The 20,689-nt window shown below is 57.1% G+C and carries 22 protein-coding genes; 12 read left to right on the top strand and 10 right to left on the bottom strand.

What is annotated here, in order from left to right:
• Positions 1 to 147: 147 nt before the first annotated feature.
• Genes puuE through EF096_RS03000 form a run of 3 tightly spaced genes read left to right on the top strand, consistent with a single transcriptional unit; the run spans position 148 to position 2,447 of the window.
• Positions 148 to 1,071 carry an allantoinase PuuE gene (gene puuE / locus EF096_RS02990; RefSeq protein ID WP_123888132.1) on the top strand — a complete coding sequence of 308 codons (924 nt, stop codon included), beginning with the start codon at positions 148 to 150 and terminating at the stop codon, positions 1,069 to 1,071.
• Between the two features lie 14 nt (positions 1,072 to 1,085).
• Positions 1,086 to 1,934, top strand: coding sequence for a bifunctional allantoicase/(S)-ureidoglycine aminohydrolase (locus EF096_RS02995; RefSeq protein WP_123888133.1), 849 nt, complete (start codon positions 1,086 to 1,088; stop codon positions 1,932 to 1,934).
• A gap of 24 nt (positions 1,935 to 1,958) precedes the next feature.
• Positions 1,959 to 2,447 (top strand): ureidoglycolate lyase, encoded by a 489-nt coding sequence (locus EF096_RS03000; protein ID WP_123888267.1) that lies wholly within the window; start codon positions 1,959 to 1,961, stop codon positions 2,445 to 2,447.
• Positions 2,448 to 2,498: 51 nt separating this feature from the next.
• Here the strand turns inward: EF096_RS03000 and EF096_RS03005 are convergent, their stop codons facing one another.
• On the bottom strand, positions 2,499 to 3,365 hold the full coding sequence (locus EF096_RS03005) for a YicC/YloC family endoribonuclease (RefSeq protein WP_123888134.1): 867 nt from the start codon (positions 3,363 to 3,365) through the stop codon (positions 2,499 to 2,501).
• A gap of 163 nt (positions 3,366 to 3,528) precedes the next feature.
• Here EF096_RS03005 and rph point away from each other — a divergent pair, with 163 nt between their 5' ends.
• Positions 3,529 to 4,248, top strand: a complete 720-nt coding sequence (rph, locus tag EF096_RS03010; RefSeq protein ID WP_123888135.1) for a ribonuclease PH — start codon at positions 3,529 to 3,531, stop codon at positions 4,246 to 4,248.
• Between the two features lie 139 nt (positions 4,249 to 4,387).
• On the top strand, positions 4,388 to 4,789 hold the full coding sequence (locus tag EF096_RS03015; protein ID WP_123888136.1) for a DUF4870 domain-containing protein: 402 nt from the start codon (positions 4,388 to 4,390) through the stop codon (positions 4,787 to 4,789).
• Positions 4,790 to 4,904: 115 nt separating this feature from the next.
• On the opposite strand, the gene EF096_RS03020 is transcribed toward EF096_RS03015, so the two are convergent.
• Positions 4,905 to 5,684, bottom strand: a complete 780-nt coding sequence (locus tag EF096_RS03020; RefSeq protein WP_123888137.1) for an exodeoxyribonuclease III — start codon at positions 5,682 to 5,684, stop codon at positions 4,905 to 4,907.
• Positions 5,685 to 5,756: 72 nt separating this feature from the next.
• On the opposite strand from EF096_RS03020, the gene pyrE reads away from it, so the two are divergent.
• Together pyrE and EF096_RS03030 are read left to right on the top strand one after the other, a co-directional pair.
• A complete protein-coding gene (gene pyrE / locus EF096_RS03025; RefSeq protein WP_123888138.1) occupies positions 5,757 to 6,401 on the top strand; it encodes an orotate phosphoribosyltransferase in 645 nt (214 codons plus the stop codon).
• 148 nt (positions 6,402 to 6,549) lie between these two features.
• Positions 6,550 to 7,155 (top strand): DUF4124 domain-containing protein, encoded by a 606-nt coding sequence (locus tag EF096_RS03030; protein ID WP_123888139.1) that lies wholly within the window; start codon positions 6,550 to 6,552, stop codon positions 7,153 to 7,155.
• A 29-nt stretch (positions 7,156 to 7,184) separates the two neighbouring features.
• Here the strand turns inward: EF096_RS03030 and EF096_RS03035 are convergent, their stop codons facing one another.
• The 5 genes from EF096_RS03035 to coaBC are packed head-to-tail and all read right to left on the bottom strand — an operon-like array spanning position 7,185 to position 12,807.
• The gene (locus EF096_RS03035; RefSeq protein WP_123888140.1) at positions 7,185 to 7,637 is read right to left on the bottom strand and encodes an acyl-CoA thioesterase; all 453 of its coding nucleotides are present in this window, start codon (positions 7,635 to 7,637) and stop codon (positions 7,185 to 7,187) included.
• Between the two features lie 5 nt (positions 7,638 to 7,642).
• Positions 7,643 to 8,545, bottom strand: coding sequence for an acetylglutamate kinase (gene argB / locus EF096_RS03040; protein WP_123888141.1), 903 nt, complete (start codon positions 8,543 to 8,545; stop codon positions 7,643 to 7,645).
• Between the two features lie 26 nt (positions 8,546 to 8,571).
• On the bottom strand, positions 8,572 to 11,076 hold the full coding sequence (locus EF096_RS20790; protein ID WP_305955050.1) for a phosphomannomutase/phosphoglucomutase: 2,505 nt from the start codon (positions 11,074 to 11,076) through the stop codon (positions 8,572 to 8,574).
• A 49-nt stretch (positions 11,077 to 11,125) separates the two neighbouring features.
• Positions 11,126 to 11,581, bottom strand: coding sequence for a dUTP diphosphatase (dut, locus tag EF096_RS03050; protein WP_123888143.1), 456 nt, complete (start codon positions 11,579 to 11,581; stop codon positions 11,126 to 11,128).
• Positions 11,581 to 12,807 (bottom strand): bifunctional phosphopantothenoylcysteine decarboxylase/phosphopantothenate--cysteine ligase CoaBC, encoded by a 1,227-nt coding sequence (gene coaBC / locus EF096_RS03055; RefSeq protein WP_123888144.1) that lies wholly within the window; start codon positions 12,805 to 12,807, stop codon positions 11,581 to 11,583. Before coaBC ends, dut begins: the two co-directional genes overlap by 1 nt.
• 183 nt (positions 12,808 to 12,990) lie before the next feature.
• Here coaBC and radC point away from each other — a divergent pair, with 183 nt between their 5' ends.
• The 3 genes from radC (at position 12,991) to rpmG (ending at position 14,318) form a co-directional block, all read left to right on the top strand.
• On the top strand, positions 12,991 to 13,665 hold the full coding sequence (gene radC / locus EF096_RS03060) for a RadC family protein (protein ID WP_123888145.1): 675 nt from the start codon (positions 12,991 to 12,993) through the stop codon (positions 13,663 to 13,665).
• A 249-nt stretch (positions 13,666 to 13,914) separates the two neighbouring features.
• Positions 13,915 to 14,151 (top strand): 50S ribosomal protein L28, encoded by a 237-nt coding sequence (gene rpmB, locus EF096_RS03065; RefSeq protein WP_123888146.1) that lies wholly within the window; start codon positions 13,915 to 13,917, stop codon positions 14,149 to 14,151.
• Between the two features lie 11 nt (positions 14,152 to 14,162).
• A complete protein-coding gene (gene rpmG / locus EF096_RS03070) occupies positions 14,163 to 14,318 on the top strand; it encodes a 50S ribosomal protein L33 (protein WP_092287248.1) in 156 nt (51 codons plus the stop codon).
• Between the two features lie 102 nt (positions 14,319 to 14,420).
• On the opposite strand, the gene EF096_RS03075 is transcribed toward rpmG, so the two are convergent.
• Both EF096_RS03075 and desA read right to left on the bottom strand, forming a co-directional pair.
• The gene (locus EF096_RS03075; protein WP_123888147.1) at positions 14,421 to 15,314 is read right to left on the bottom strand and encodes a peptidoglycan DD-metalloendopeptidase family protein; all 894 of its coding nucleotides are present in this window, start codon (positions 15,312 to 15,314) and stop codon (positions 14,421 to 14,423) included.
• An 84-nt stretch (positions 15,315 to 15,398) separates the two neighbouring features.
• On the bottom strand, positions 15,399 to 16,583 hold the full coding sequence (gene desA, locus EF096_RS03080) for a delta-9 fatty acid desaturase DesA (protein ID WP_123888148.1): 1,185 nt from the start codon (positions 16,581 to 16,583) through the stop codon (positions 15,399 to 15,401).
• A gap of 149 nt (positions 16,584 to 16,732) precedes the next feature.
• Here desA and EF096_RS03085 point away from each other — a divergent pair, with 149 nt between their 5' ends.
• Together EF096_RS03085 and EF096_RS03090 are read left to right on the top strand one after the other, a co-directional pair.
• Positions 16,733 to 19,009: a putative bifunctional diguanylate cyclase/phosphodiesterase gene (locus tag EF096_RS03085; RefSeq protein ID WP_123888149.1), complete on the top strand. Its 2,277-nt coding sequence runs from the start codon at positions 16,733 to 16,735 to the stop codon at positions 19,007 to 19,009.
• Complete coding sequence (locus EF096_RS03090) at positions 19,009 to 19,692, top strand: cupin domain-containing protein (RefSeq protein WP_235869619.1); 684 nt, start codon at positions 19,009 to 19,011, stop codon at positions 19,690 to 19,692. The genes EF096_RS03085 and EF096_RS03090 overlap by 1 nt, the downstream gene beginning before the upstream one ends.
• 12 nt (positions 19,693 to 19,704) lie before the next feature.
• Here EF096_RS03090 and EF096_RS03095 read toward each other — a convergent pair whose 3' ends face one another.
• Positions 19,705 to 20,502, bottom strand: coding sequence for an undecaprenyl-diphosphate phosphatase (locus EF096_RS03095; RefSeq protein WP_123888150.1), 798 nt, complete (start codon positions 20,500 to 20,502; stop codon positions 19,705 to 19,707).
• Positions 20,503 to 20,689 lie beyond the last annotated feature (187 nt).

Below are 20,689 nucleotides of genomic sequence, written 5' to 3' on the forward strand. Positions count from 1 at the left end.
ATATTTGTACACAAGGTTTAAGAATAATTGTATACAATCTATTGAGTCAAAAAGCCAAAATACTTCATGCTTATTGCATGCGATAAGCTTGCCTGACGAGCCACGCTGGCAAGCATTTTGAACAGCTTACGTAAAGGACATGCAGTTATGACATCCAGCCCTCACTATCCCCGTGACCTTATCGGCTACGGGCGCAATACGCCCGAGGCCAACTGGCCGGGGCAGGCCCGAATTGCTGTGCAGTTTGTTCTCAATTACGAAGAGGGCGGTGAAAGCTGCGTGCTGCACGGTGATACGCATTCGGAGAGGTTTTTGTCTGAAATCGTCGGCGCAGAAGCCTTTCCGGCCCGTCATTTGAGTATGGAGTCGATTTATGAATACGGCTCACGGGTGGGTGTTTGGCGCATTCTCAAAGAATTTGAACGGCGCAATCTGCCGCTAACCGTTTTCGGTGTGGCTATGGCGCTGGAGCGCAACCCGGAGGCGGCGCAGGCGTTTCGTGAGCTGGGTCATGAAGTGGCGTGCCACGGCTGGCGCTGGCTGCATTATCAGGATGTGCCCGAAGCGTTGGAGCGTGAGCACATGCAACGCGCGATGGACATTTTTCAGCGTCTTTACGGCGAAAAGCCAGCGGGTTGGTACACTGGTCGTGACAGCCCCAATACGCGCCGTCTGGTGCTCGATGAAGGCAGCTTCCTTTACGACAGTGACTACTATGGCGATGACCTGCCGTTCTGGACGCGAGAAGCCGATAGTCAGGGTGAGCTGCACAACCACCTGATCGTGCCCTACACGCTGGATACCAACGACATGCGCTTTGCCTCGCCGCAGGGTTTCAACACCGGCGATCATTTTTTCCAGTACCTGAAAGACGCTTTTGACGTGCTCTACGCCGAAGGTGAAGAACTGCCGAAAATGCTGTCTATCGGCCTGCACTGCCGTTTGATTGGCCGGCCGGGACGTTTCCGTGCGCTGCAGCGTTTTCTTGATTATATCGAATCCCATGATCGGGTCTGGGTGACACGGCGCGTCGACATCGCCCGTCACTGGGCTGATCACCACGCCATTTGAGCCAAGGAGCCAGCATGTCCAAGCAACCGACAGAACCGCGTACCTATTACGCCCCGACCGGTGGTCATCCACCGCAGACGCAATTGACCACCGATCGTGCGGTCTTTACCGACGCTTACGCGGTGATCCCCAAGGGCGTCATGCGCGACATCGTCACCAGCCATTTGCCGTTCTGGACCGGCACCCGTCTGTGGGTGCTGTCGCGCCCGCTGAGCGGCTTTGCCGAGACCTTTTCCCAGTACATCATGGAAGTGCAGCCCGGTGGCGGCAGCGACAAGCCGGAAACCGACCCCACAGCCGAAGGCGTGTTGTTCATCGTTGAGGGTGGCATGACCCTGACCCTGAACGGCCAGCAGCACGAGATGAAGGAAGGCGGTTACGCCTTTATTCCTCCGGCCAGCGATTGGCAGGTGCGCAACGATTCTGGCGCCGTGGTGCGCTTTCACTGGATACGCAAGGCTTACCAGAAAGTCGAGGGTATCGACGCACCAGAAGCCTTCGTTACCAATGAAAATGACATCGATCCACTGGTAATGCCCGGCACCGACGGCGCCTGGAGCACCACGCGGTTCGTGGATATGAGCGATATGCGCCACGATATGCACGTCAATATCGTCAACTTCCAGCCCGGCGGCGCGATTCCCTTTGCCGAGACCCACGTAATGGAGCACGGCCTCTATGTGCTGGAAGGCAAGGCCGTTTATCTGCTGAACAAGGACTGGGTCGAAGTCGAGGCCGGTGATTACATGTGGCTGCGTGCTTTCTGCCCGCAGGCCTGCTATGCCGGCGGCCCTGGTCCGTTCCGCTATCTGCTGTACAAGGATGTAAACCGCCACATGAAGCTGCCGACCTTTGCTCGCTGAGGAGTGATAGATATGGCTGCTGATATGTTGGAGTTGCGAGCCGAGCCACTGACCCCGGAGGCCTTCGCGGCCTTCGGTGATGTGATCGACTCGCGCAGCTCGGATCATTTCATGATCAACTCCGGGCGCACCCGCCGTCATCACGACCTGGCCAAGGTTGAAGTGGCAGGCGAGTCACCGCGCGTGCTGATCAGTATCTTCGTCAGTCAACCGGTTGAGGCGCCCCTGGAGTTGACCTTCCTCGAACGTCACCCGCTCGGCAGCCAGGCGTTCATGCCGCTGCATGAGGAGCAGTTTCTGGTTGTAGTGGCGCCGCCGGGTGACACTGTCGATCCGGCCGCAGTGCGCGCCTTTATTACCGATGGCCGCCAAGGTGTGAACTACGCAAAAGGCACCTGGCACGCGATTCAATCGGTACTCGAGCGCGAAGGTGAATTTTTGGTGGTCGATCGTGGTGGTGCCGGGCACAACTGCGATGAGTATCCGCTCAATATCCGGGTTACGCTGGAGTGAGCTAGTGACAGGGCTGGCCCAGATGCAGCCCTGTTTATTAGTAGAGTGCAGTTACTCTATATTCTGAATCTGTTCTCTCATCTGTTCGATAAACACTTTCAAATCCACAGCAGCCTGGGTGCTGCGGGTGTCGATAGCTTTGGAGCCGAGGGTGTTGGCTTCCCGGTTGAACTCCTGCATGAGAAAGTCCAGGCGTCGGCCAATGGCGTCCTTGCTATCGAGCACACGATGAGTCTCGGTGACGTGGGTGTCGAGTCGGTCGAGTTCTTCGGCCACGTCAATCTTCTGCGCCAGCATGACGATTTCCTGTTCGACCCGGGTGCTGTCCAGCTCCAGCTTGGCTTCGTTGAAGCGGTCGATCAGCTTCTGTCTGTGCGCGCTCAGCAGGGTAGGCATCATCTCGCGCAGTATGGCGGTGCGGTCGCTGATGCTGCTCAGGCGTTCTTCAATCAATTGTTTGAGCTCGGCACCTTCGCGGGCGCGGTGATCTTTGAGTTCGTTGAGCGCTGGCTCAAAGAGCTCACGGGCGCTTTTTACCAGCGCCGCCTGATCGCTTTCCTGACCGCTGATAACGCCAGGCCAGGCCAGTAATTCGAGCGGATTGATGGTCGAAGGGTTGGCCAGGTTGGCACTGACCTGCTCGGCAGCCTTGACCAGTTGCGCTACCAGCGGTTGGTTGAGGCTGATGTCACGTGCTTCGCTGCTGGCGGGGTTGAAGCGCAGCGTACATTCCACTTTACCGCGCGCCAGTTGCTTGCGCAGCCGCTCGCGCAGCGGTCCTTCAAGCTCACGGAAGGCCTCCGGCAGACGCAGGGTGACTTCCAGATAGCGGTGGTTAACCGAGCGCATTTCCCAGGCCAGGTTACCCTGATCGGTGCTGAGTTCGCTGCGGGCGAAGGCGGTCATGCTGTTAACCATGGGATTCCTCTATCAGTTTGAATGGCCGGCTCGGCCAGCAAAGCCGCATTGTAGCCTCTTGCCTGCCTTCAGGTAAGCAACTGGTCGCCGCGAACAGCTGAGAGGCCGATCAGCCTGCTATACTCCGCCGACTTTACATACCGCAGTACAAGGATTCTCCAATATGCAACGCCCCAGTGAACGTGCCGCCGACCAAATGCGTCAGGTAACCCTGACCCGCCATTACACTAAGCACGCTGAAGGTTCAGTGCTGGTCGAATTTGGTGATACCAAAGTGATCTGTACGGTCAGCGTGGAGGCCGGTGTACCGCGCTTTCTGCGTGGCTCTGGTCAAGGCTGGGTGACCGCCGAATACGGCATGCTGCCGCGCTCCACCGGCTCACGCATGCAGCGTGAAGCCAGCCGTGGCAAGCAGGGTGGACGTACGCTTGAGATCCAGCGCTTGATCGGCCGCTCATTGCGCGCAGCGATCGACCTTAAGGCACTGGGCGAGAACACACTGTATATCGATTGCGACGTCATTCAGGCCGACGGTGGCACTCGCACAGCCTCTATTACCGGTGCCTGCGTCGCTCTGGTTGATGCGTTGCGCGCCATGAAGCAGCGCGGTGCCATCAAGAAGGTGCCTGAAGTGCAGATGATTGCGGCGATTTCCGTGGGTATCTACCAGGGTGTACCGGTACTGGATCTGGATTACCCGGAAGACTCTGCGGCTGATACTGACCTGAACGTCGTTATGACCGACAAGGGTGGCTTTATCGAAGTGCAGGGCACCGCCGAGGCTGCTCCCTTTAGTCCTGAGGACCTGAACGCCATGCTGGTGCTGGCGCGTAAGGGCACCGAAGAGCTGTTTGCCATGCAGCTGGAAGCGCTTAAAGACTGAGTGTTCAGTGCGTGTATGAACCAGTAGAGGCAGGCTTTAGGCCTGCCTTTTCTGCGACTGGTCAGGTGGTAATACCCGTGGCCGGTGAAATTTGCTACAACGTGAGTACATTCCACTTTGCCTTGCCATGGAGGCCTGCATGACTGATGAAAGCGTCACTAACCAACCCACACCTACGCCTGAGTCTCAGCCGCCTGGTACCCCAGGGCAGCAAGCGCGTCAGTGGGCGCTCATTGCGCACGTTGCCGGGTTTCTCGGCTGCGTTATTCCTTTCGGTAATCTGATTGGCCCTTTGATTGTTTGGCAGCTAAAAAAGGATGAGGATCCCTTCATCGACGACCAGGGCAAGGAAGCGCTCAACTTTCAGATCACAGTGTCGCTGCTGATGCTGTTGAGCTTCTTACTTATTGTCGTTGTAGTGGGCTTATTGCTGGTATGGCTTGTGGCGATTGGCGCGCTCGTGCTGATGATCATTGCTGCGATCAAGTCGAACGAAGGTACGGCCTATCGTTATCCGTTCTGCTGGCGTTTGATCAAGTAAAGGGCAGGGCTATCCCGGCGAGGTTGCGCGGCTGGAACAGCATACTGCTTGCCTTTGTTGGCCGGAAAGGCCCTTGGGAATCTTGCAGCAAGGGCGCACGTGGCACCCGCAAGGGTCAGATAGTCAGCGTCCAGTCGTAATCGACGATTACCGGAGCGTGCTGCGAGAAGCGCGCATTGCGCGGTATTTTCGCCTGTTTCACAAACCGGCGTAGGCCGGGTGTGAGGAACTGGTAGTCGAAGCGCAGCCCCAGATTCAGGTTTTCGGCTTGCTCGCTATTGGGCCACCAGCTGTAGAGCTCGGATTCTCGAGTAACTTCGCGTACTGCATCGACATACCCCATATTGCCGTAAATCTCGTCCATCCAGGCGCGCTCAGGGGCCATGAAACCGGGCTCGTGCTGGCAGTCGCGCCAGTTTTTTACGTCCAGCTTCAGGTGGGCAACATAGAGCGAGCCACAGTAGATGAACTCGCGACGCTTGCGGCGCTGCTTGTTGAGGTAGCTGGCGAAGTCTTCCATGAACTTGAATTTCTGGTTCAGGTCAGCGTCACCATCGCGGCCCGAAGGCAGCAGCAGTGAGCCGATGCTGACCTTGTCGAAATCGGCCTGCATGAAGCGGCCGTAACGATCGGCGGACTCGAAGCCCAAACCCATGATAATTGCCTTGGGCGCGGTGCGAGTGTAGATGGCAACGCCACCCTGACTGGCAACTTCGGCCTCAAAGCAGTACTGCCAGTAACCGTCGATCCAGTAGGGATCCTGCTCTAGCTCGGGGGCTGTGACTCGAATGTCCTGCAAGCAGATGACGTCCGCATCCTGCGTGCGCAACCAGTCAAAAAGACCGCGTTCGGCTGCGGCCTTCACTCCGTTGACGTTAAGACTGATAATTCGCATGCATGGCCCCCCAAAAAACGTGGGTGTATGATAACCGAGCTTGATTGACTTTTGTTAACGAAGAGGGTGTAGATGCACGAATATCAGCGGGAATTCATTCGATTTGCACTGGATCGCGAGGTGTTGCGCTTTGGTGAGTTCACCCTCAAGTCTGGACGCAAGAGTCCTTATTTTTTCAACGCTGGCCTGTTTAACAGTGGTGGCTCGCTTAGCCGTCTTGGCCGTTTTTATGCTCAGGCGCTGGTTCACAGCGAACTGAAGGACGTTGATGTGATCTTCGGGCCGGCATACAAAGGCATCCCGCTGGCCGCCGTCACTGCAGTTGCGCTGGCCGATAGCTTTGACCGCGACTTGCCTTACTGCTTCAATCGTAAAGAGGCCAAGGATCACGGTGAAGGCGGGACCCTGGTTGGCGCGCCGCTGGAAGGGCGGGTGCTGATTATCGATGACGTCATTACTGCCGGTACCGCCGTGCGCGAGGTCATGCAGATTATTGAAGCGCAAGGTGCAACACCCGCAGCGGTGATGATCGCGCTGGATCGGCAGGAACGCGGCCAAGGTGAGTTGTCGGCCATTCAGGAAGTTGAGCGCGACTTTGGTATCCCAGTGATTAGTATCGTATCGCTTAATCAGGTGATGAGCTTTATTGCTGATGATGCCGAGTTGCAGCGGCACTTGCCCGCAGTAGAGGCTTATCGCGCCGAATACGGTATTTAATTTCACCGTCCCGACGCGCGTGTTGCGGGCTGCAGGTATAAATAGGCAAGAGAAGAGGTTAATCTCTGAGTTTAGATTGCCGATATACTGCCAATTGGCCATAAGACAGCTGTAAAGGCTGCGTAAACACGAAGCAGAGGACGAGGATGTGCCTGCATTTAAACGAGTGATGGGTTTTGCCTTGCTGGCGCTTGGCGCTTGCGGGTCGAGTCTGGCGCAGGCAGACCTGTATCGTTATATCGACGATAAGGGCGTTACCGTGCTGGATAGCCGAGTCCCGCCGCAGTTTATCAGTCGTGGATACGAAGTGCTGGACTCGCAGGGCAGGGTGAAGCTGGTGGTTTCAGCGGCGCCTACGCCTGCCGAGCGGGAAGCGACGCGAGCGGCGTTGGCAGCGCAGAAAGAACAGGATGTTGCCGATTCGAATTTGCTGCGTCTGTACAGCAGCGAAGCAGATTTGGAGCGCGCGCAAAATCGTCAGCTCCAGCAGATTGATAATCAGATCACCGCGTCCAAGGCGAGCATCGACGATCTGCAATTAGAGCGCGAGGAGCTGCAAAGCCGCGCTGCTCAGGCTGAGCGGGCGGGTCGCGAAGTCGATTCTGACTTGCTGGCTGAATTAAGTGCCGTGGATGCTGAGACGGCACGCCTGCAACGGCTTATCAGTCGCAAGCGGCAAGAGATCGTCGAGAATAACGCAGAGTTTGATCGTCAGCGCGAGCGGCTCAAGTTCCTGCTTAACGAAGACGATTAGCGCCCCAGCGGGGCGCTAATCCATTGCTGTTAAGCTTCGGCGGCAGAGGTTTCTTGCGGCGCCACCTGCTCAAACGCGCGCACGGCAGCTTTAAATTCCTCTGGAATCGGCAGCGGCTTGCGTGTTTGTTGGTCGGCACGCACGTAAACAATCTCTCCGGTTACCAGCAATTCCTCGTCGCGAAAAATACCCAGAGTGAAACTCATACTGCTGTTGCCAAGGCGCGATACGCGCAGCCTTACGTCGAGCAAATCATCGAAGAACGCCGATGAGCGGTATTCCAGTAGCGTCTTGACGGCAAAAAACTCGTTGCCGGACAGGTCTTCGCGGCCGGGATTGGCTGCATTGAGCGCGCGGTAGTACTCAGTCACGCCAACGTCGGCGTAATTGAGGTAATGACCGTTGAAGACGATGCCTTGCGGATCTGCCTCGGACCAGCGTACCCGCAGCGGGCAGCCAAAGTGAAAGTCGGCCAACTGCATACGGGTTAAACTACCTTTTGGTTGGTGATCAGGGTGCCTACGCCGGTGTCGGTAAAGATTTCCAGCAGCACTGCGTTGGGTACCCGGCCGTCGACGATAATGGCGCTGCTCACACCACCCTGGACGGCATCCAGGGCGCAGCGGATTTTCGGTAGCATGCCGCCGTAGATGGTGCCATCAGCAATCAATTCGTTTACCTGGCCGGTGCTAAGGCCAGTCAGGACCTTGCCTGACTTGTCCATCAGGCCAGCAATGTTGGTCAGCAGCATCAGTTTTTCAGCTTGCAGTGCCTCTGCTACCTTGCCGGCGACCAGGTCGGCGTTGATGTTGTAGGAGGCACCGTCCGCGCCGACCCCAATGGGTGCGATGACGGGGATATAGTCGTCTGACACCAGGCGGTTGATCAGTTTGGTATTGATTTCCACCACCTCGCCAACGTGTCCAATGTCGATGATTTCCGGCTTATCCATACCGGGGGTGTTGCGTGTCACCTTGAGCTGACGCGCCTTGATCAGCCCTGCATCCTTGCCGGTCAGGCCGATGGCACTGCCACCGTGTTGATTGATCAGGTTGACGATATCTTTGTTAACCTGCCCGCCCAGCACCATTTCCACCACGTCCATGGTCTGGGTGTCGGTTACGCGCATGCCTTCGATAAAGTTGCTTTCGATATTCAGGCGTTTGAGCAGGTCACCAATTTGTGGACCGCCGCCGTGCACCACTACCGGATTAATCCCCACCGTCTTCATTAGTACGATGTCGCGCGCAAAGCTGTTTTTCAGCTCTTCGCTTTCCATCGCGTTTCCGCCGTACTTGATAACGATGGTTTTACCGGTAAAGCGTTGGATGTAAGGCAGGGCCTCGGTCAGTACCTTGGATACCTGGATGGCTGCGTCGCGATTCAACATGGTGATCTGCTATCTCCTGAGTTCAGTCAGAATGTAATGTTAACCTCGGGAGCCGCTGCCTGCAGTTGCTCCCGGAATAATTGCTGTACCCGTTCCAGCTCGTCCTGCTGTTCTGCCTCAAAGCGCAATACCAGCATCGGTGTGGTGTTGGAAGCGCGTATCAGGCCCCAGCCATGGGGGAAGTCGACCCGGATGCCATCCAGTGTGGTTATCTTGCCGTCGCCCCAATCAGCCTGCTCCGCGAGTGTTTTGATAATGGCAAATTTTTGCGTTTCGCCTACGGTCAAATTGATCTCGGGGGTGCTGATGCCGGTTGGGTAGCGCGCCATCACGGCGCTCGCTGACTCAGGCTGCATGGACAGCAGTTCGAGCAGGCGGCAGGCGCTGTACAGGCCGTCATCAAAGCCAAACCAGCGCTCCTTGAAGAACACGTGACCACTCATTTCGCCGCCGAGTAGCGCGCCGGTTTCCTTCATCTTGGCTTTGACCAGCGAGTGGCCAGATTTCCACATGACAGGGCGGCCGCCAGAGCGATTGATCAGCGCGGGTAGCTGGCGGGTGCATTTAACGTCAAAGATGATGTCGGCTCCGGGGTTGCGAGTGACTATATCTTCGGCAAATAGCATCAGTAGGCGGTCAGGGTAGATCATTTCACCGGTGTCGGTAACGAAGCCGAGACGGTCGGCATCGCCGTCGAAAGCGACGCCAAGATCGGCATTTTCGCGCTTCACAGTATTGATCAGTTCGACCAGGTTCTCGGGTTTGCCCGGGTCTGGATGGTGATTCGGAAAGAGCCCGTCCACCTCGCAGTAAAGCGGTACCACCTGGCAACCAATACTTTCCAGCAAGGCTTGTGCGATCACGCCACCCACACCATTCCCGCAATCCACCACCACTTTCAGTGGACGAGCCATCACCACGTCGTCAACGATGTACTGCTGATAGTCATCGAGTATGTCGAGCTGTTCGCGTCTACCTGATCCCGACTGCAGCTTGTTGTCGCGCAGCCTTTGGTTCAGAGCGCCTATTTGGTCTCCCGAAAGCGTTTCGCCGGCGACCACGATTTTCAGCCCATTGTAGGCGGGTGGGTTGTGGCTACCGGTCAGCATCACGCCTGATGTGGCGCCTGTGGTGTGCGTGGCAAAGTACAGGACCGGTGTTGGCACCATGCCCAGGTCAGTTATCGCGCAGCCACTTTCCATCAGGCCCTTGATCAGTTGTTCGGTCAGTGCAGGGCCGGACAGTCTGCCATCACGCGCGACCATAACGCGTGGCTCACCCGCTTCGATTGAGGCGCTACCGATACTGCGACCAAGCCAGTAGACGTACTCCTCGGTCAGGCTTTTACCGACCACACCGCGAATATCGTAGGCTCTGAATATCTCGTCGGGTAGCGTCGGGATGCTGGGCGCTGCGGGCGCTGCGGGCGCTGGAGCCTCGTTCATGGCAAAGGGATCGTCGTCGAGAATATCGATATCGAGTATTTCGGTAGGCTGAAAAAGCGGGTCGGTGAAATCGTCACTGGGCTTTTTTTCCGGCTTGGCTACGGCGACCTCTGCCTCATCAGTGCGCTTGGCTGATGCACCCAGGGTTTGCCCCGAGCGCTTTACCAGCTGCATGATGTTCTGCGCCAGTGGCTCCAATGGGCTCAGTTGCACCCCCGCTGCCTTGTGGCCCAGGGTCAGTTGAGTCAGGGTGTGGGTGTCGTTACGCAGGCTCTGCACCCAGCTGCGTTGCAGCCACAGCATGCCGAACAGCCCACCCAGAAGTGCCAGCAGGGCAGCACCGACCAGTAACAGCGGGTCGGCGCTACTGTGTGACAGTTTGCTGCCAGCTTTGAACTCGATTTGCCAGGCCGGGTTGCTGGTGCTTAACCGTACCGCCTGGCCACTACCGTTACCGCGCTGAAACAGTACTTGCTCACCTGAGCCGGGGAATTGTTGGATGAGCGTTATCTGGCCGATGTCGTCGGCGAGTGCCGGCAGTCCGTTGATGACCCGGTCAAGCTGAAATACCCCGGTCAGGGTGCCGCCAACCGCTGCTTTTTCGGAGGCACGCAGTGGCTTGACGCCGTACAGGCGCCAATCGCCATCAACATTGTGCGCTTCAAGCGGGACTGGCAGTCCGCGCTCTGCTCGGCGAATCATGTCAAGCGCGGCAAAGCTCAGCGGTGCGGTATCGTTGCGCACCAGTTCCGCCTGCTCGGTGGCAGAGGTATAAATCGCCAGAGTGTTGGCCAGATGGTAGCGCAGCAGGCGGTCAATACTCTGATTGCCACCTTGCTGGAGTGCGACCTGCAACTGTGGGTTGCTGGCTAAGCGGGTGAGGTCGGCCTGCAGCTGCTGCATGCTCTGGTCGATGCCAGCCAGTTGCTGTTTTGCATAGCTTTCCACCAGCTCATCGTTGCGCTGTGCGGTGAAGCCTGTCAGCGCCAACCACAGCATGGCAGCACCCGCGGCAACACCAGCGATGGCCATGCCAAGGGGGATGACGGTGTTGGGTAGTCCTGCCTTGGCATCAGTCTTTTTCATTTTCATTATTGTCCTTGCCTCCCTGCAACAGTTGAACTGCCTGCCTGACTCAGTGACTGCCGGTGTGGCCGAAGCCACCGGCACCGCGCTGGCTATCGTCGAACTCGTCGACAATCTCAAATTTGGCCTGCAGAACCGGGACCAGTACCAACTGCGCGATACGCTCACCCGGATTGATGGTGAAAGCGCTGCTGCTGCGATTCCAGCAAGACACCATGAGCTGGCCTTGGTAGTCGGAATCGATCAGGCCGACCAGATTGCCCAGTACGATGCCGTGCTTGTGGCCCATGCCGGAGCGCGGCAGGATCATGGCTGCCAAGCCAGGATCGGCAATATGAATAGCCAGGCCGGTCGGTAGCAACTGGGTTTCGCCCGGCTCTAGTTGCAGCGGTTCCTGCAGCATGGCGCGCAGATCAAGGCCCGCTGAGCCGATGGTGGCATAGGCCGGCAACGGCCATTCAGCGCCAAGGCGAGAGTCGAGTACTTTGGCTTGCAACGCGTGCATCAGGTTTCCTTATTGCTGTGATTTGATGCCATCAGGTTGGCGATCCGGCTAATGATTTCACGTGCCAGCTTGGATTTGCTGGCGCGTGGCAATGACTCGCTTTGCAAGGCGCGGTCGATCAGCGTGACGGCGTTATCATCACTATTAAAGCCGATCCCGCTCTGGCTGACATCATTGGCGATAATCAGATCAAGTTTTTTACGCTGCAGCTTGTCGGCAGCGTAGCTCATCAGGTCGTGGGTTTCGGCAGCAAAGCCCACGGTCCATGGGCGCTGCGGGTGCTCTGCCAGAGTTGCAAGTATGTCCGGATTGCGCACCAGCGTCAGTGTCATGCCGTCTTCACTACCCGGGGGTTTCTTCAGCTTTTGCTCGGCGCAGCTGGCAGGGCGATAGTCGGCCACGGCAGCCGAGGCAATGAAGAGATCGGCTGGCATCGCTGCCTGACAGGCGGCCAGCATGTCCTCGGCGCTGATAACGTCTACTCGTTGTACGCGCGCTGGCGTCGGCAAGTTGACCGGCCCGGCTACCAGCGTGACCCGCGCACCTGCCTCTATGGCAGCTTCGGCCAAGGCAAAGCCCATTTTGCCGGAGCTGTGGTTGGATATATAGCGCACCGGATCGATAGCTTCGCGCGTCGGTCCGGCATTGATCAGCACATGCTTGCCACTAAGAATGCCACGCTGAAAGCACTCGGCTGCGCGCGCTGCTATGTCGGTTGGCTCCAGCATGCGCCCTGGCCCGACGTCGCCGCAGGCTTGTCCACCGCTACCGGGGCCAAATACGTGCACCTTGCGCGCCAGCAAGAGCTCCAGGTTGGCTTGGGTAGCGGCGTCACGCCACATTGCCTGATTCATCGCCGGAGCGAGCGCTATGGGGGCGTCGGTTGCCAGCACTAGCGTGGTCAGCAAATCATCACCACGGCCCTGGGCCAGACGTGCCATCAGGTCGGCCGTGGCAGGAGCAATCAATACCAGATCGGCCCAGCGTGCCAGCTCGATATGGCCCATGGCTGCTTCCGCTTCAGGGTCCAGCAGATCACCGTGCACCGGGTGGCCGGACAGCGCCTGCAAGGTCATCGGGGTAATGAACTCGCGCGCGGCCCTGGTCATCACTACCCGTACCTCGGCGCCCGCATCACGCAGGCGCCGGACCAGCTCTGCGCTTTTATAAGCGGCAATGCCACCACTGACACCCAGTACTACCTGCTTGTTGATCAACGGCTGCATTGTGAACTCCCCCTCATGCTGCGCCGACGCCCGTAGAGCGCCCGGTAAATGCCCGCTACGATAGCACAGCGCTGGTTCTGAGTGACCCTGAAACAGCCTGTGTCCGCTCATTATGAGTGGGCCATCGAGAGCAAAATTACGCGCCACGGATGTACGCGTACAGCAGCCAGGGAGTAAACACGTATGGCGATAACAGACTGGCCGGTAGCAGAACGGCCGCGGGAAAAGTTATTGGCGCAGGGGGCTGACGCCTTATCGGATGCCGAGTTGCTGGCTATTTTCCTGCGCACGGGTCTGCCAGGCCGCAGTGCCGTGGACCTAGCGCGCGACCTGCTCGCAGGATTCGGTAGTCTGCGCGGGCTTTTGCAGGCCGACCTGCGCGAGTTCAGTCAGCACGCGGGGCTGGGGCCTGCCAAGTATGCGCAACTGCAGGCGGTGCTGGAAATGGGGCGGCGGCATTTATTCGAGGATCTCAAGCGTGGTTGCGCACTGACCTCACCAGGCGCGGTGAGACAGTTTCTCAAGAGCCGCTTGATGGCGCTGCCGCATGAGGTCTTTGCCTGTCTTTTCCTGGATAACCAGCACCGGGTCATTGCCTTTGAAGAGCTGTTTCGCGGCACGCTGGACAGTGCCAGTGTTTATCCGCGTGAGGTAATCAAGCGGGCGTTGGCGCATAATGCAGCAGCATTGATACTGACGCACAATCATCCCTCGGGGGTGGCCGAGCCCAGTCAGTCTGATCTGCAGCTTACGCGTCGTTTAAAGGAAAGCCTGGCGCTGTTGGATATTCGCGTGCTTGATCACCTGATCGTGGGCGATGGCGATCCGGTCTCTTTTGCAGAACGCGGGCTGTTGTAAGCGAAGAGCCCGTGGTGCGCGCCCTGGAGGGCAAAACGGAAGGTTGTAGGCTAACCGCTCGTCTGCAATTTGTGTGAATAATCATTGCTTGGTGCGGACGTTTTTGGTATAAAGCTCCGCTCTTCTCGGGGCTGCGCCTGTAAATGTGTATTTGCAGGCTGGATAATTCCAGTTGCCCCGGCTGGATCACAGATTCTTTTATGGCTTCCAACCAGTTTGGGTTGGGCAATTGGTTGGAGAGGGTTAACCATGTCTCGAGTATGTCAGGTGACCGGTAAAGGTCCAGTGACTGGGAACAATGTTTCCCACGCTAACAACAGAACCAAGCGTCGTTTTCTGCCTAATCTGCAGCACCATCGCTTTTGGGTTGAGTCGGAAAAGCGTTTCGTCCGTCTGCGCACGTCTGCCAAGGGCATGCGTATTATCGACAAGCGCGGTATCGACGTCGTATTGACTGAAATCCGCGCCCGCGGCGAAAAAGTTTAAGGAGCAGTTCCATGCGTGAATTGATTCGTTTGGTTTCTACTGCCGGTACTGGTCACTTCTACACTACCGACAAAAACAAGCGCACTACTCCCGATAAGATCGAAATCAAGAAGTTCGATCCGGTTGTACGCAAGCACGTGCCTTACAAGGAAGCCAAGATCAAATAAGATCGACGCTGACTAACAAAAAACCCGCCTGGTGCGGGTTTTTTGTTGCCTGCTGAAAAGTGGGTGATTCGTTAAAGGCACTGACTATTGTGCTGCTGCAGCTCAGGGCTCGCCACCTACGGCGAAGTTGGGCAGGCTGTCGACCGGTTGGGCAAACTCGAAAGGTATTGAAACGGTCTGCAGGCCAACGTTCTTTTGCACCACAAAATGCAAGTGCGGGCCGGTACTGTTGCCGGTATTGCCTGACAGCGCGAGTAGCTGTCCGGTATTGATGCGCTGGCCTTCTCTAACCTGCACTGAGCCGCGTTTGAGGTGCAGGTAGACGCTCATGGTGCCATCGTCATGCAGCAGGCGTACAAAGTTGCCTGACGGGTTTGTACCTCGGCCTGTCTGGCTGTTCTCGGTCTTGACCACCAGGCCGCTGCGCGAGGCGACGATTGGCGTCCCTTCGGGCATGGCAATATCCATGGCAAAACGTCCCTTTACGCCGCTATGGCTATAGCGCCCGCCCGGTCCCTGGGTCAGGCGGAACGGGCCACCCCGCCAAGGCAGAGGGTAATAGGTCAGTGATTGCTCTGCTCGCGGATCGCCTAGCGCATGCTCGAGTTTGTAGTCGTAATGTACCTGGCCACTGCCGGTAGGTTGTAGCGTCAGCAGCCGGAGCTCCTGGCGTGGCTGCATCACCCAGGTTATGGGTTCGCTTGGCACGCCGGTGACGTTCTGGGCATTGCTGATGCTCAATTTGATTTCGACCGGGGCGTAGAGGTCGTTGTGGACAATCAGGGTTTCGCCGCCAGCGTGGCTGCGTTTGGTGACATACACCTGGCGGTCAACGTTCTCGACCATGGCGTCACGGAAGACAATAACCTCTGCGCCCGATACTTCCTGATCGGTATAGGTCGTTACACCATTGGCGTCGGTGTATTTATAGATGCTGCCAGCCAGAACACAGGGGCTGAGCAGCAGGGGGAGTGTGAATGCTAGTAAGGCACGCATCCGTTGCTACCTTTCAGAGAGTTATTGAGCGCGAAGTTCAGTTTAGCGCTGAACGCGGCTCGAGGCGAGCCGCGTCCAACAGCCTCAGGCTGCGCTGGGTTTCAGCGAGTAAGTTCGCAGGATGTCGGCAAACTCCTGTAGCGCCTTGATGCCGCTTTCTTCTGCCTGTTGGCACCAGTCTTTCAGCGCCTGCAGCATCTCGTGACCGTTGGCGCTGGTGCGCCCCCAGATTTGTTGCAAGGCCAGCCGCTTTTCGTAGATAACTTTGAGTGATTGGCTATGTGTCAGCATGGTATCGATACGCGCTTTATGCTGCTGGTCCAGCAGGCTGGGCTCGCGACTGAGCAGGCGCTTGGCGCGGCGGAAAAGATGACGAGCAGAGGCATCCACCCTATCGATTTCCTGCCTCACCAGAGGCTTGATTACCAGTTTGCGGTATTGCGCCATGATCTGGAAACGGTTGTTGAGGATCGCCATGGCGGTATCCATGTCCAGCGTCTGTTTGCCTTCTACCCGGTGAGCGATGGGTGCGGTGCGCCGCACCGAGGCCAGCCCCAGCAGGCTGAACAGGCGAATCCACATCCAGCCCATATCAAACTCCCATTTCTTCACCGATAGCTTGGCGGAGTTGGGGTAGGTATGGTGATTGTTATGCAGCTCTTCGCCGCCAATCAGGATGCCCCAGGGCGAAATATTGGTGGCAGCGTCACGGCATTCGAAATTGCGGTAGCCGACAGCGTGGCCAAGGCCATTGACCACGCCCGCAGCAAACACGGGGATCCACATCATTTGTACGGCCCACACGGTGATGCCCAGCGCGCCGAACAGGGCGAGGTCTATCAGTGCCATAAGGGTTACGCCACCGATCTGGAAGCGGCTGTAGACATTGCGCTCGACCCAGTCATCAGGGCAGTTCTTGCCGTAGATGCGCAGGGTGTCTTCGTTTTTGGACTCTTCCATATAAAGCTCTGCGCCCTTGCGCAGTACGGTCGACAGTCCTTTGTGAACGGGGCTGTGGGGATCTTCTGGCGTCTCGCATTTGGCATGGTGTTTACGGTGAATAGCGGTCCATTCACGGGTGTTCATGCTGGTGGTGAGCCATAACCAGAAGCGAAAAAAGTGTTTGAGCGCCGGATGCAGTTCCAGCGCCCGGTGTGCGGAGTAGCGGTGCAGGTAGACGGTGACACTGACGATAGTGATATGCGTCAGAACTAGAATTACGGCCAGAATCTGCCAGCCGGACAAGTTGAGTAAGCCGTTGTACCACATAGATCTGTATTACCTCGTTAGAATACACGGACTAAAGGGCCCTTCGTCCTGATTATGGACCAACAAATGCACAATGAACATGACCGCGGGTCGCCGAATAGAGGCTGCCGTAGTAACCAAATGTTGAGTGTTATAGATAGGCAACTGTTATGAGTTCCAGTGCGAGTGCGTGTCTAATCGCCGTTAAATACCTTCTTGTGGCGACCACATGGGTACTGTTTAGTGATTATTTGCTGACTTTGGTTGTGCTCGAGCCTGAGCTGCAGCTTCAGCTTCAGACGTACAAGGGTATGGCCTTTGTGCTTATCACCACGGCTGTGTTGTTTTTTACTGCACGCCATCAATTGCGCGGGCGTCGACAGCAGGAGCTCGCTTTGCGCAAAAATGATGAGCGCTTCAATCTGGCACTGGCCGGCGGCAACGACGGGGTCTGGGATTGGGATCTGGTCGACGATGCGTTTTACTTGTCTGCTCGTTGTCGCGAGTTATTAGGCATTACCGCCGAACGACCGGAAGGAATAGCACAGCAGTGGCTTGAGTATTTGCACCCCGACGATAAGGAGCCGTTGAGAGCCGCGTTTATCGCACACCTGCGCGGAAAGACCGAACGCTTGGAGCTAACCTATCGGGTTGTTGGCCAGCACGCGGATCTTGTGTGGGTGCAAGTCAGCGGGCAGGCGGTCCGCAACCAGCAAGGGCGCGCTGTGCGCCTGGTTGGAATACTGCGTGATATCAGCGAGCAGGTGAGGCGTGAGCAGCGTTTGTTACAGGCTGGGGTGATGTTCGACTGTACCAGCGAGGGTATGCTGATCTGTGACGCTGAGCAGAACATCATTGACGTCAATAATGCCTTTTGTCAGATAACCGGCTATCAGCCGGTGGATGTGATCGGCCGCTCCCCGAACTTGCTGGCCTCGGGACGTCACGATACCGAGTTTTACCGCCGCATGTGGCAACAGATCATGGCGACCGGGCGTTGGTCGGGAGAAATCTGGAATCGCCGCAAGGACGGTGAGATTTATCCTCAATGGCAAAATATTATTGCGGTGAAAGACCACATGGGCACGCTGACCCACTACGTCGCCGTGTTTGCCGACATCAGCATGATCAAGCGCAGTCAGCAGGAGATCGATTATCTGGCACACCACGACCCTTTGACCAAGTTGCCTAACAGGCTGTTGTTCAATGAGCGCCTGAACACCGCGATAGTGCGTGCAAGTCGGCATATTACGACCTTGGGTTTGATCTTTATCGACCTTGACCGTTTCAAGGGCATCAACGACAGCCTGGGGCACAGTTTGGGTGACGAGATGCTGCAGCGGGTCGCCGAGCGGGTTCAGCAGGTGTGTGAAGACGCTGATACGCTCTCGCGGCTCAGTGGTGACGAGTTTGCCTTGCTGGTCGAGCGACCCGTTGGTTTCGATGATCTGAGCAAGTTGGCCGAGCGCATCCAGCAGCTTTTGCTGGAGCCATTTGAGCTGAATGGTCAGCTTATTCATATGACGGCCAGTATCGGGCTGAGCCTGTTTCCGTCTGACGGAAATGATGGGGCGGAGTTGCTAAAAAATGCTGACTCAGCGGTATCGCTGGCCAAGAGCCGGGGCCGCAACAGCTATGCATTTTATACTCAGGAGTTGACTGAGCAGGCGCGGCGGCGAATGAACCTGGAGACCGAGCTGCATCTCGCGTTGCAACAACATCAGTTGCGCGTTTATTACCAGCTGCAGAAAGATCTACGCAGCGGGCAATGGATCGGCATGGAGGCTTTGGTCCGCTGGGAGCATCCGGAACATGGCGTCATCCCACCGGACGAATTTCTGCCTGTCGCCCGGCATGCCGGGTTGATGGGGGAAATCGACGAGTTTGTATTGCACCAGGCCTGCGCGCAGATGCGCCAGTGGCTGGATGCTGGTTATCCGCTGCGCACAATGGCGGTAAATATGTCCGGCTACTGGATGGAGCGCGGTGATGTGTTGAGCAGTGCGCGCAGTGCGCTGGCAAATAGCAATCTGGATGCACACTACCTTGAGTTGGAGGTCACCGAGGACGAGGTGATGCATTATGGTGACTTGAGTGTGAGTCTGCTGGACCAACTGTCAGAGCTGGGTGTACGGCTGGCGATTGACGATTTTGGTACCGGCTATTCCTCGCTGTTGCGACTCAAGCGGATGCCCGTTAACAAGCTGAAAATTGATCGCGGCTTTATCAGTGATTTGCCCGGAAGCGAGAGTGACAGTGCGATGGCCCGCACTATTATTGGCTTGGGAAAAAGCCTGCAGTTGGCCACTATTGCCGAAGGTATAGAGACGCAGGCTCAGGAAGACCTGCTACGTGAGTTTGGTTGCGACGCAGGACAAGGCTATCTTTACAACCAACCATTACCTGCTGTTGAAGTGGAGAAAATACTGATGGCGGTAGAGCTCTGATGTCTGTTTTCAAAGCGTTGAATATGGATCGCCAATTGCCGGTATGCGTGCGGCCGGGGGAGCAGTTATGGCTAACAGCTGCTCAGGCACCGGTGCGGCGCTGGCCGCTGGAGCGTGAAGCGCCGGAGAGTGGGCAGGTAACCAGCTTGGTGGAATATCTGCCTGGTGCGCATTTCCCTCAGCATCTGCATCCCCAAGGGGAGGAAATACTGGTGTTGTCGGGTGTGTTCAGCGATGAGAGCGGCGATTACCCAGCTGGCAGTTATTTACGCAGCCCGGCTGGCTCTCGGCACAGTCCATTTTCCGCGCAGGGGTGTTTGCTTTTCGTGAAGCTCAATCAGTTTGCTGCAGATGACAGGCAGTGTATTCGTTTAAGGCCGGAGCAGCAGCAATGGCAGGTGCTGCCCAGCCAGCAGCAGAGCCTGCTGCATAGCCATGGCGACGAGCTTACGCTACTGGTTGATTGTGCTGCTGGTGCTGCGCTCGAGCTTCCTGCTCAGGTGGGTGGCGAACTGCTGGTACTGCAGGGTGCCTTTGAGGCGCTTTCGCCGCTCGCCGAAGACGCCAACAGAGTGCCGTTGCCCCGTCATTCCTGGCTACGCGATACCTGCCTCGCTTCGCGCGGCCTGGTGGCTACCGAGCCAGGCCGGGTGCTACTTAAACTGAGCACCTTGCGTGGTTGAGCGCCCTGCGGCTTAAAGGAAGATCCAAAGCAGCGCGATACCCAGAACTATCCGATAGATCACAAAAGGCTGCATGCCGATACGTGTAATAAAAGCCAGAAAGTAATGGATACACAGGTAGGCGCTGATACCTGACAAGACTACACCGCCTAGCATGGCGGCGACATCGATCGGCACCTCAGCCTTGATCAGCTCCAGGGTCTCCAGGCCGCAGGCCAGCACAATGACCGGAATCGACAATAGAAAGGAGAAGCGCGCCGAGGCCTCCCGGCTCAGGCCCAGCATTAGCGCGGCGGTCATGGTAATACCCGAACGAGATGTACCGGGAAACAGCGCGACGGCCTGCGCACAGCCTATTAGCAGCACATCTTTCCAGTTCATCTGATACTCGGTTCGCTTGCCCTTGTGGCGCCAGTCCGCCCAGCTTAGTAGTAAGCCGAATACGATCAGCCCGACGGAGAGATAAATAGGCGAACGCAATACGGTCTCGATCGTATCCTTGAGCAGCAACCCCGCAAGGCCTACCGGAATGGTGCCAAGAATAACCGCCCAGGCCAGCTTGCCATCCGCATCCAGCTGGTGAGTCTTTAGCGAGCGGCCCCAGCTGACCGTCATGCTGAAGATGTCCCGCCGAAAATAAATGAGTACGGCGGAGAGGCTGCCTAAATGCAGGGCGACATCGAAGGCCAGCCCCTGATCCGGCCAGTCGGTCAAAATAGGTACCAGAATCAGGTGTGCTGAGCTGGAAACCGGAAGAAATTCGGTAATGCCCTGAACGATTGCCAGGACGAAAACTTGTAGCCAATCCATAGTAGGGCCAAAGCTCCAGAAAAGATCAGGCGCAAGTATAAAGCATGCTGCGCGCCCTAGCGCGAGTGCTGGCGGCACTGCGCTGGTTATGGTGGGCCAACACGCGAACTAATTCACGGCGCCACCTACTGCCGGGCGCCCTCGCTGCATGGCAAGGTAGTCGAACAAAATAATAACAGGAGGCATC

The organism is Pseudomonas neustonica (assembly GCF_003797945.1).
GTDB lineage: Bacteria > Pseudomonadota > Gammaproteobacteria > Pseudomonadales > Pseudomonadaceae > Halopseudomonas > Halopseudomonas neustonica.

Excerpts from the sequence above, each read along its gene's own strand:
- desA (WP_123888148.1), bottom strand. The coding sequence starts at position 16,583 with ATGTGGTACAACGGCTTACTCAACTTGTCCGGCTGGCAGATTCTGGCC.
- EF096_RS03015 (WP_123888136.1), top strand. The coding sequence starts at position 4,388 with ATGACTGATGAAAGCGTCACTAACCAACCCACACCTACGCCTGAGTCT.
- puuE (WP_123888132.1), top strand. The coding sequence starts at position 148 with ATGACATCCAGCCCTCACTATCCCCGTGACCTTATCGGCTACGGGCGC.
- argB (WP_123888141.1), bottom strand. The coding sequence starts at position 8,545 with ATGTTGAATCGCGACGCAGCCATCCAGGTATCCAAGGTACTGACCGAG.
- EF096_RS03005 (WP_123888134.1), bottom strand. The coding sequence starts at position 3,365 with ATGGTTAACAGCATGACCGCCTTCGCCCGCAGCGAACTCAGCACCGAT.
- EF096_RS03090 (WP_235869619.1), top strand. The coding sequence starts at position 19,009 with ATGTCTGTTTTCAAAGCGTTGAATATGGATCGCCAATTGCCGGTATGC.
- EF096_RS03035 (WP_123888140.1), bottom strand. The coding sequence starts at position 7,637 with ATGCAGTTGGCCGACTTTCACTTTGGCTGCCCGCTGCGGGTACGCTGG.
- rpmG (WP_092287248.1), top strand. The coding sequence starts at position 14,163 with ATGCGTGAATTGATTCGTTTGGTTTCTACTGCCGGTACTGGTCACTTC.
- rph (WP_123888135.1), top strand. The coding sequence starts at position 3,529 with ATGCAACGCCCCAGTGAACGTGCCGCCGACCAAATGCGTCAGGTAACC.
- EF096_RS02995 (WP_123888133.1), top strand. The coding sequence starts at position 1,086 with ATGTCCAAGCAACCGACAGAACCGCGTACCTATTACGCCCCGACCGGT.
- EF096_RS03075 (WP_123888147.1), bottom strand. The coding sequence starts at position 15,314 with ATGCGTGCCTTACTAGCATTCACACTCCCCCTGCTGCTCAGCCCCTGT.
- EF096_RS03095 (WP_123888150.1), bottom strand. The coding sequence starts at position 20,502 with ATGGATTGGCTACAAGTTTTCGTCCTGGCAATCGTTCAGGGCATTACC.
- pyrE (WP_123888138.1), top strand. The coding sequence starts at position 5,757 with ATGCACGAATATCAGCGGGAATTCATTCGATTTGCACTGGATCGCGAG.
- EF096_RS03020 (WP_123888137.1), bottom strand. The coding sequence starts at position 5,684 with ATGCGAATTATCAGTCTTAACGTCAACGGAGTGAAGGCCGCAGCCGAA.
- EF096_RS03000 (WP_123888267.1), top strand. The coding sequence starts at position 1,959 with ATGTTGGAGTTGCGAGCCGAGCCACTGACCCCGGAGGCCTTCGCGGCC.
- rpmB (WP_123888146.1), top strand. The coding sequence starts at position 13,915 with ATGTCTCGAGTATGTCAGGTGACCGGTAAAGGTCCAGTGACTGGGAAC.
- radC (WP_123888145.1), top strand. The coding sequence starts at position 12,991 with ATGGCGATAACAGACTGGCCGGTAGCAGAACGGCCGCGGGAAAAGTTA.
- EF096_RS03085 (WP_123888149.1), top strand. The coding sequence starts at position 16,733 with ATGAGTTCCAGTGCGAGTGCGTGTCTAATCGCCGTTAAATACCTTCTT.
- EF096_RS20790 (WP_305955050.1), bottom strand. The coding sequence starts at position 11,076 with ATGAAAAAGACTGATGCCAAGGCAGGACTACCCAACACCGTCATCCCC.
- coaBC (WP_123888144.1), bottom strand. The coding sequence starts at position 12,807 with ATGCAGCCGTTGATCAACAAGCAGGTAGTACTGGGTGTCAGTGGTGGC.
- dut (WP_123888143.1), bottom strand. The coding sequence starts at position 11,581 with ATGCACGCGTTGCAAGCCAAAGTACTCGACTCTCGCCTTGGCGCTGAA.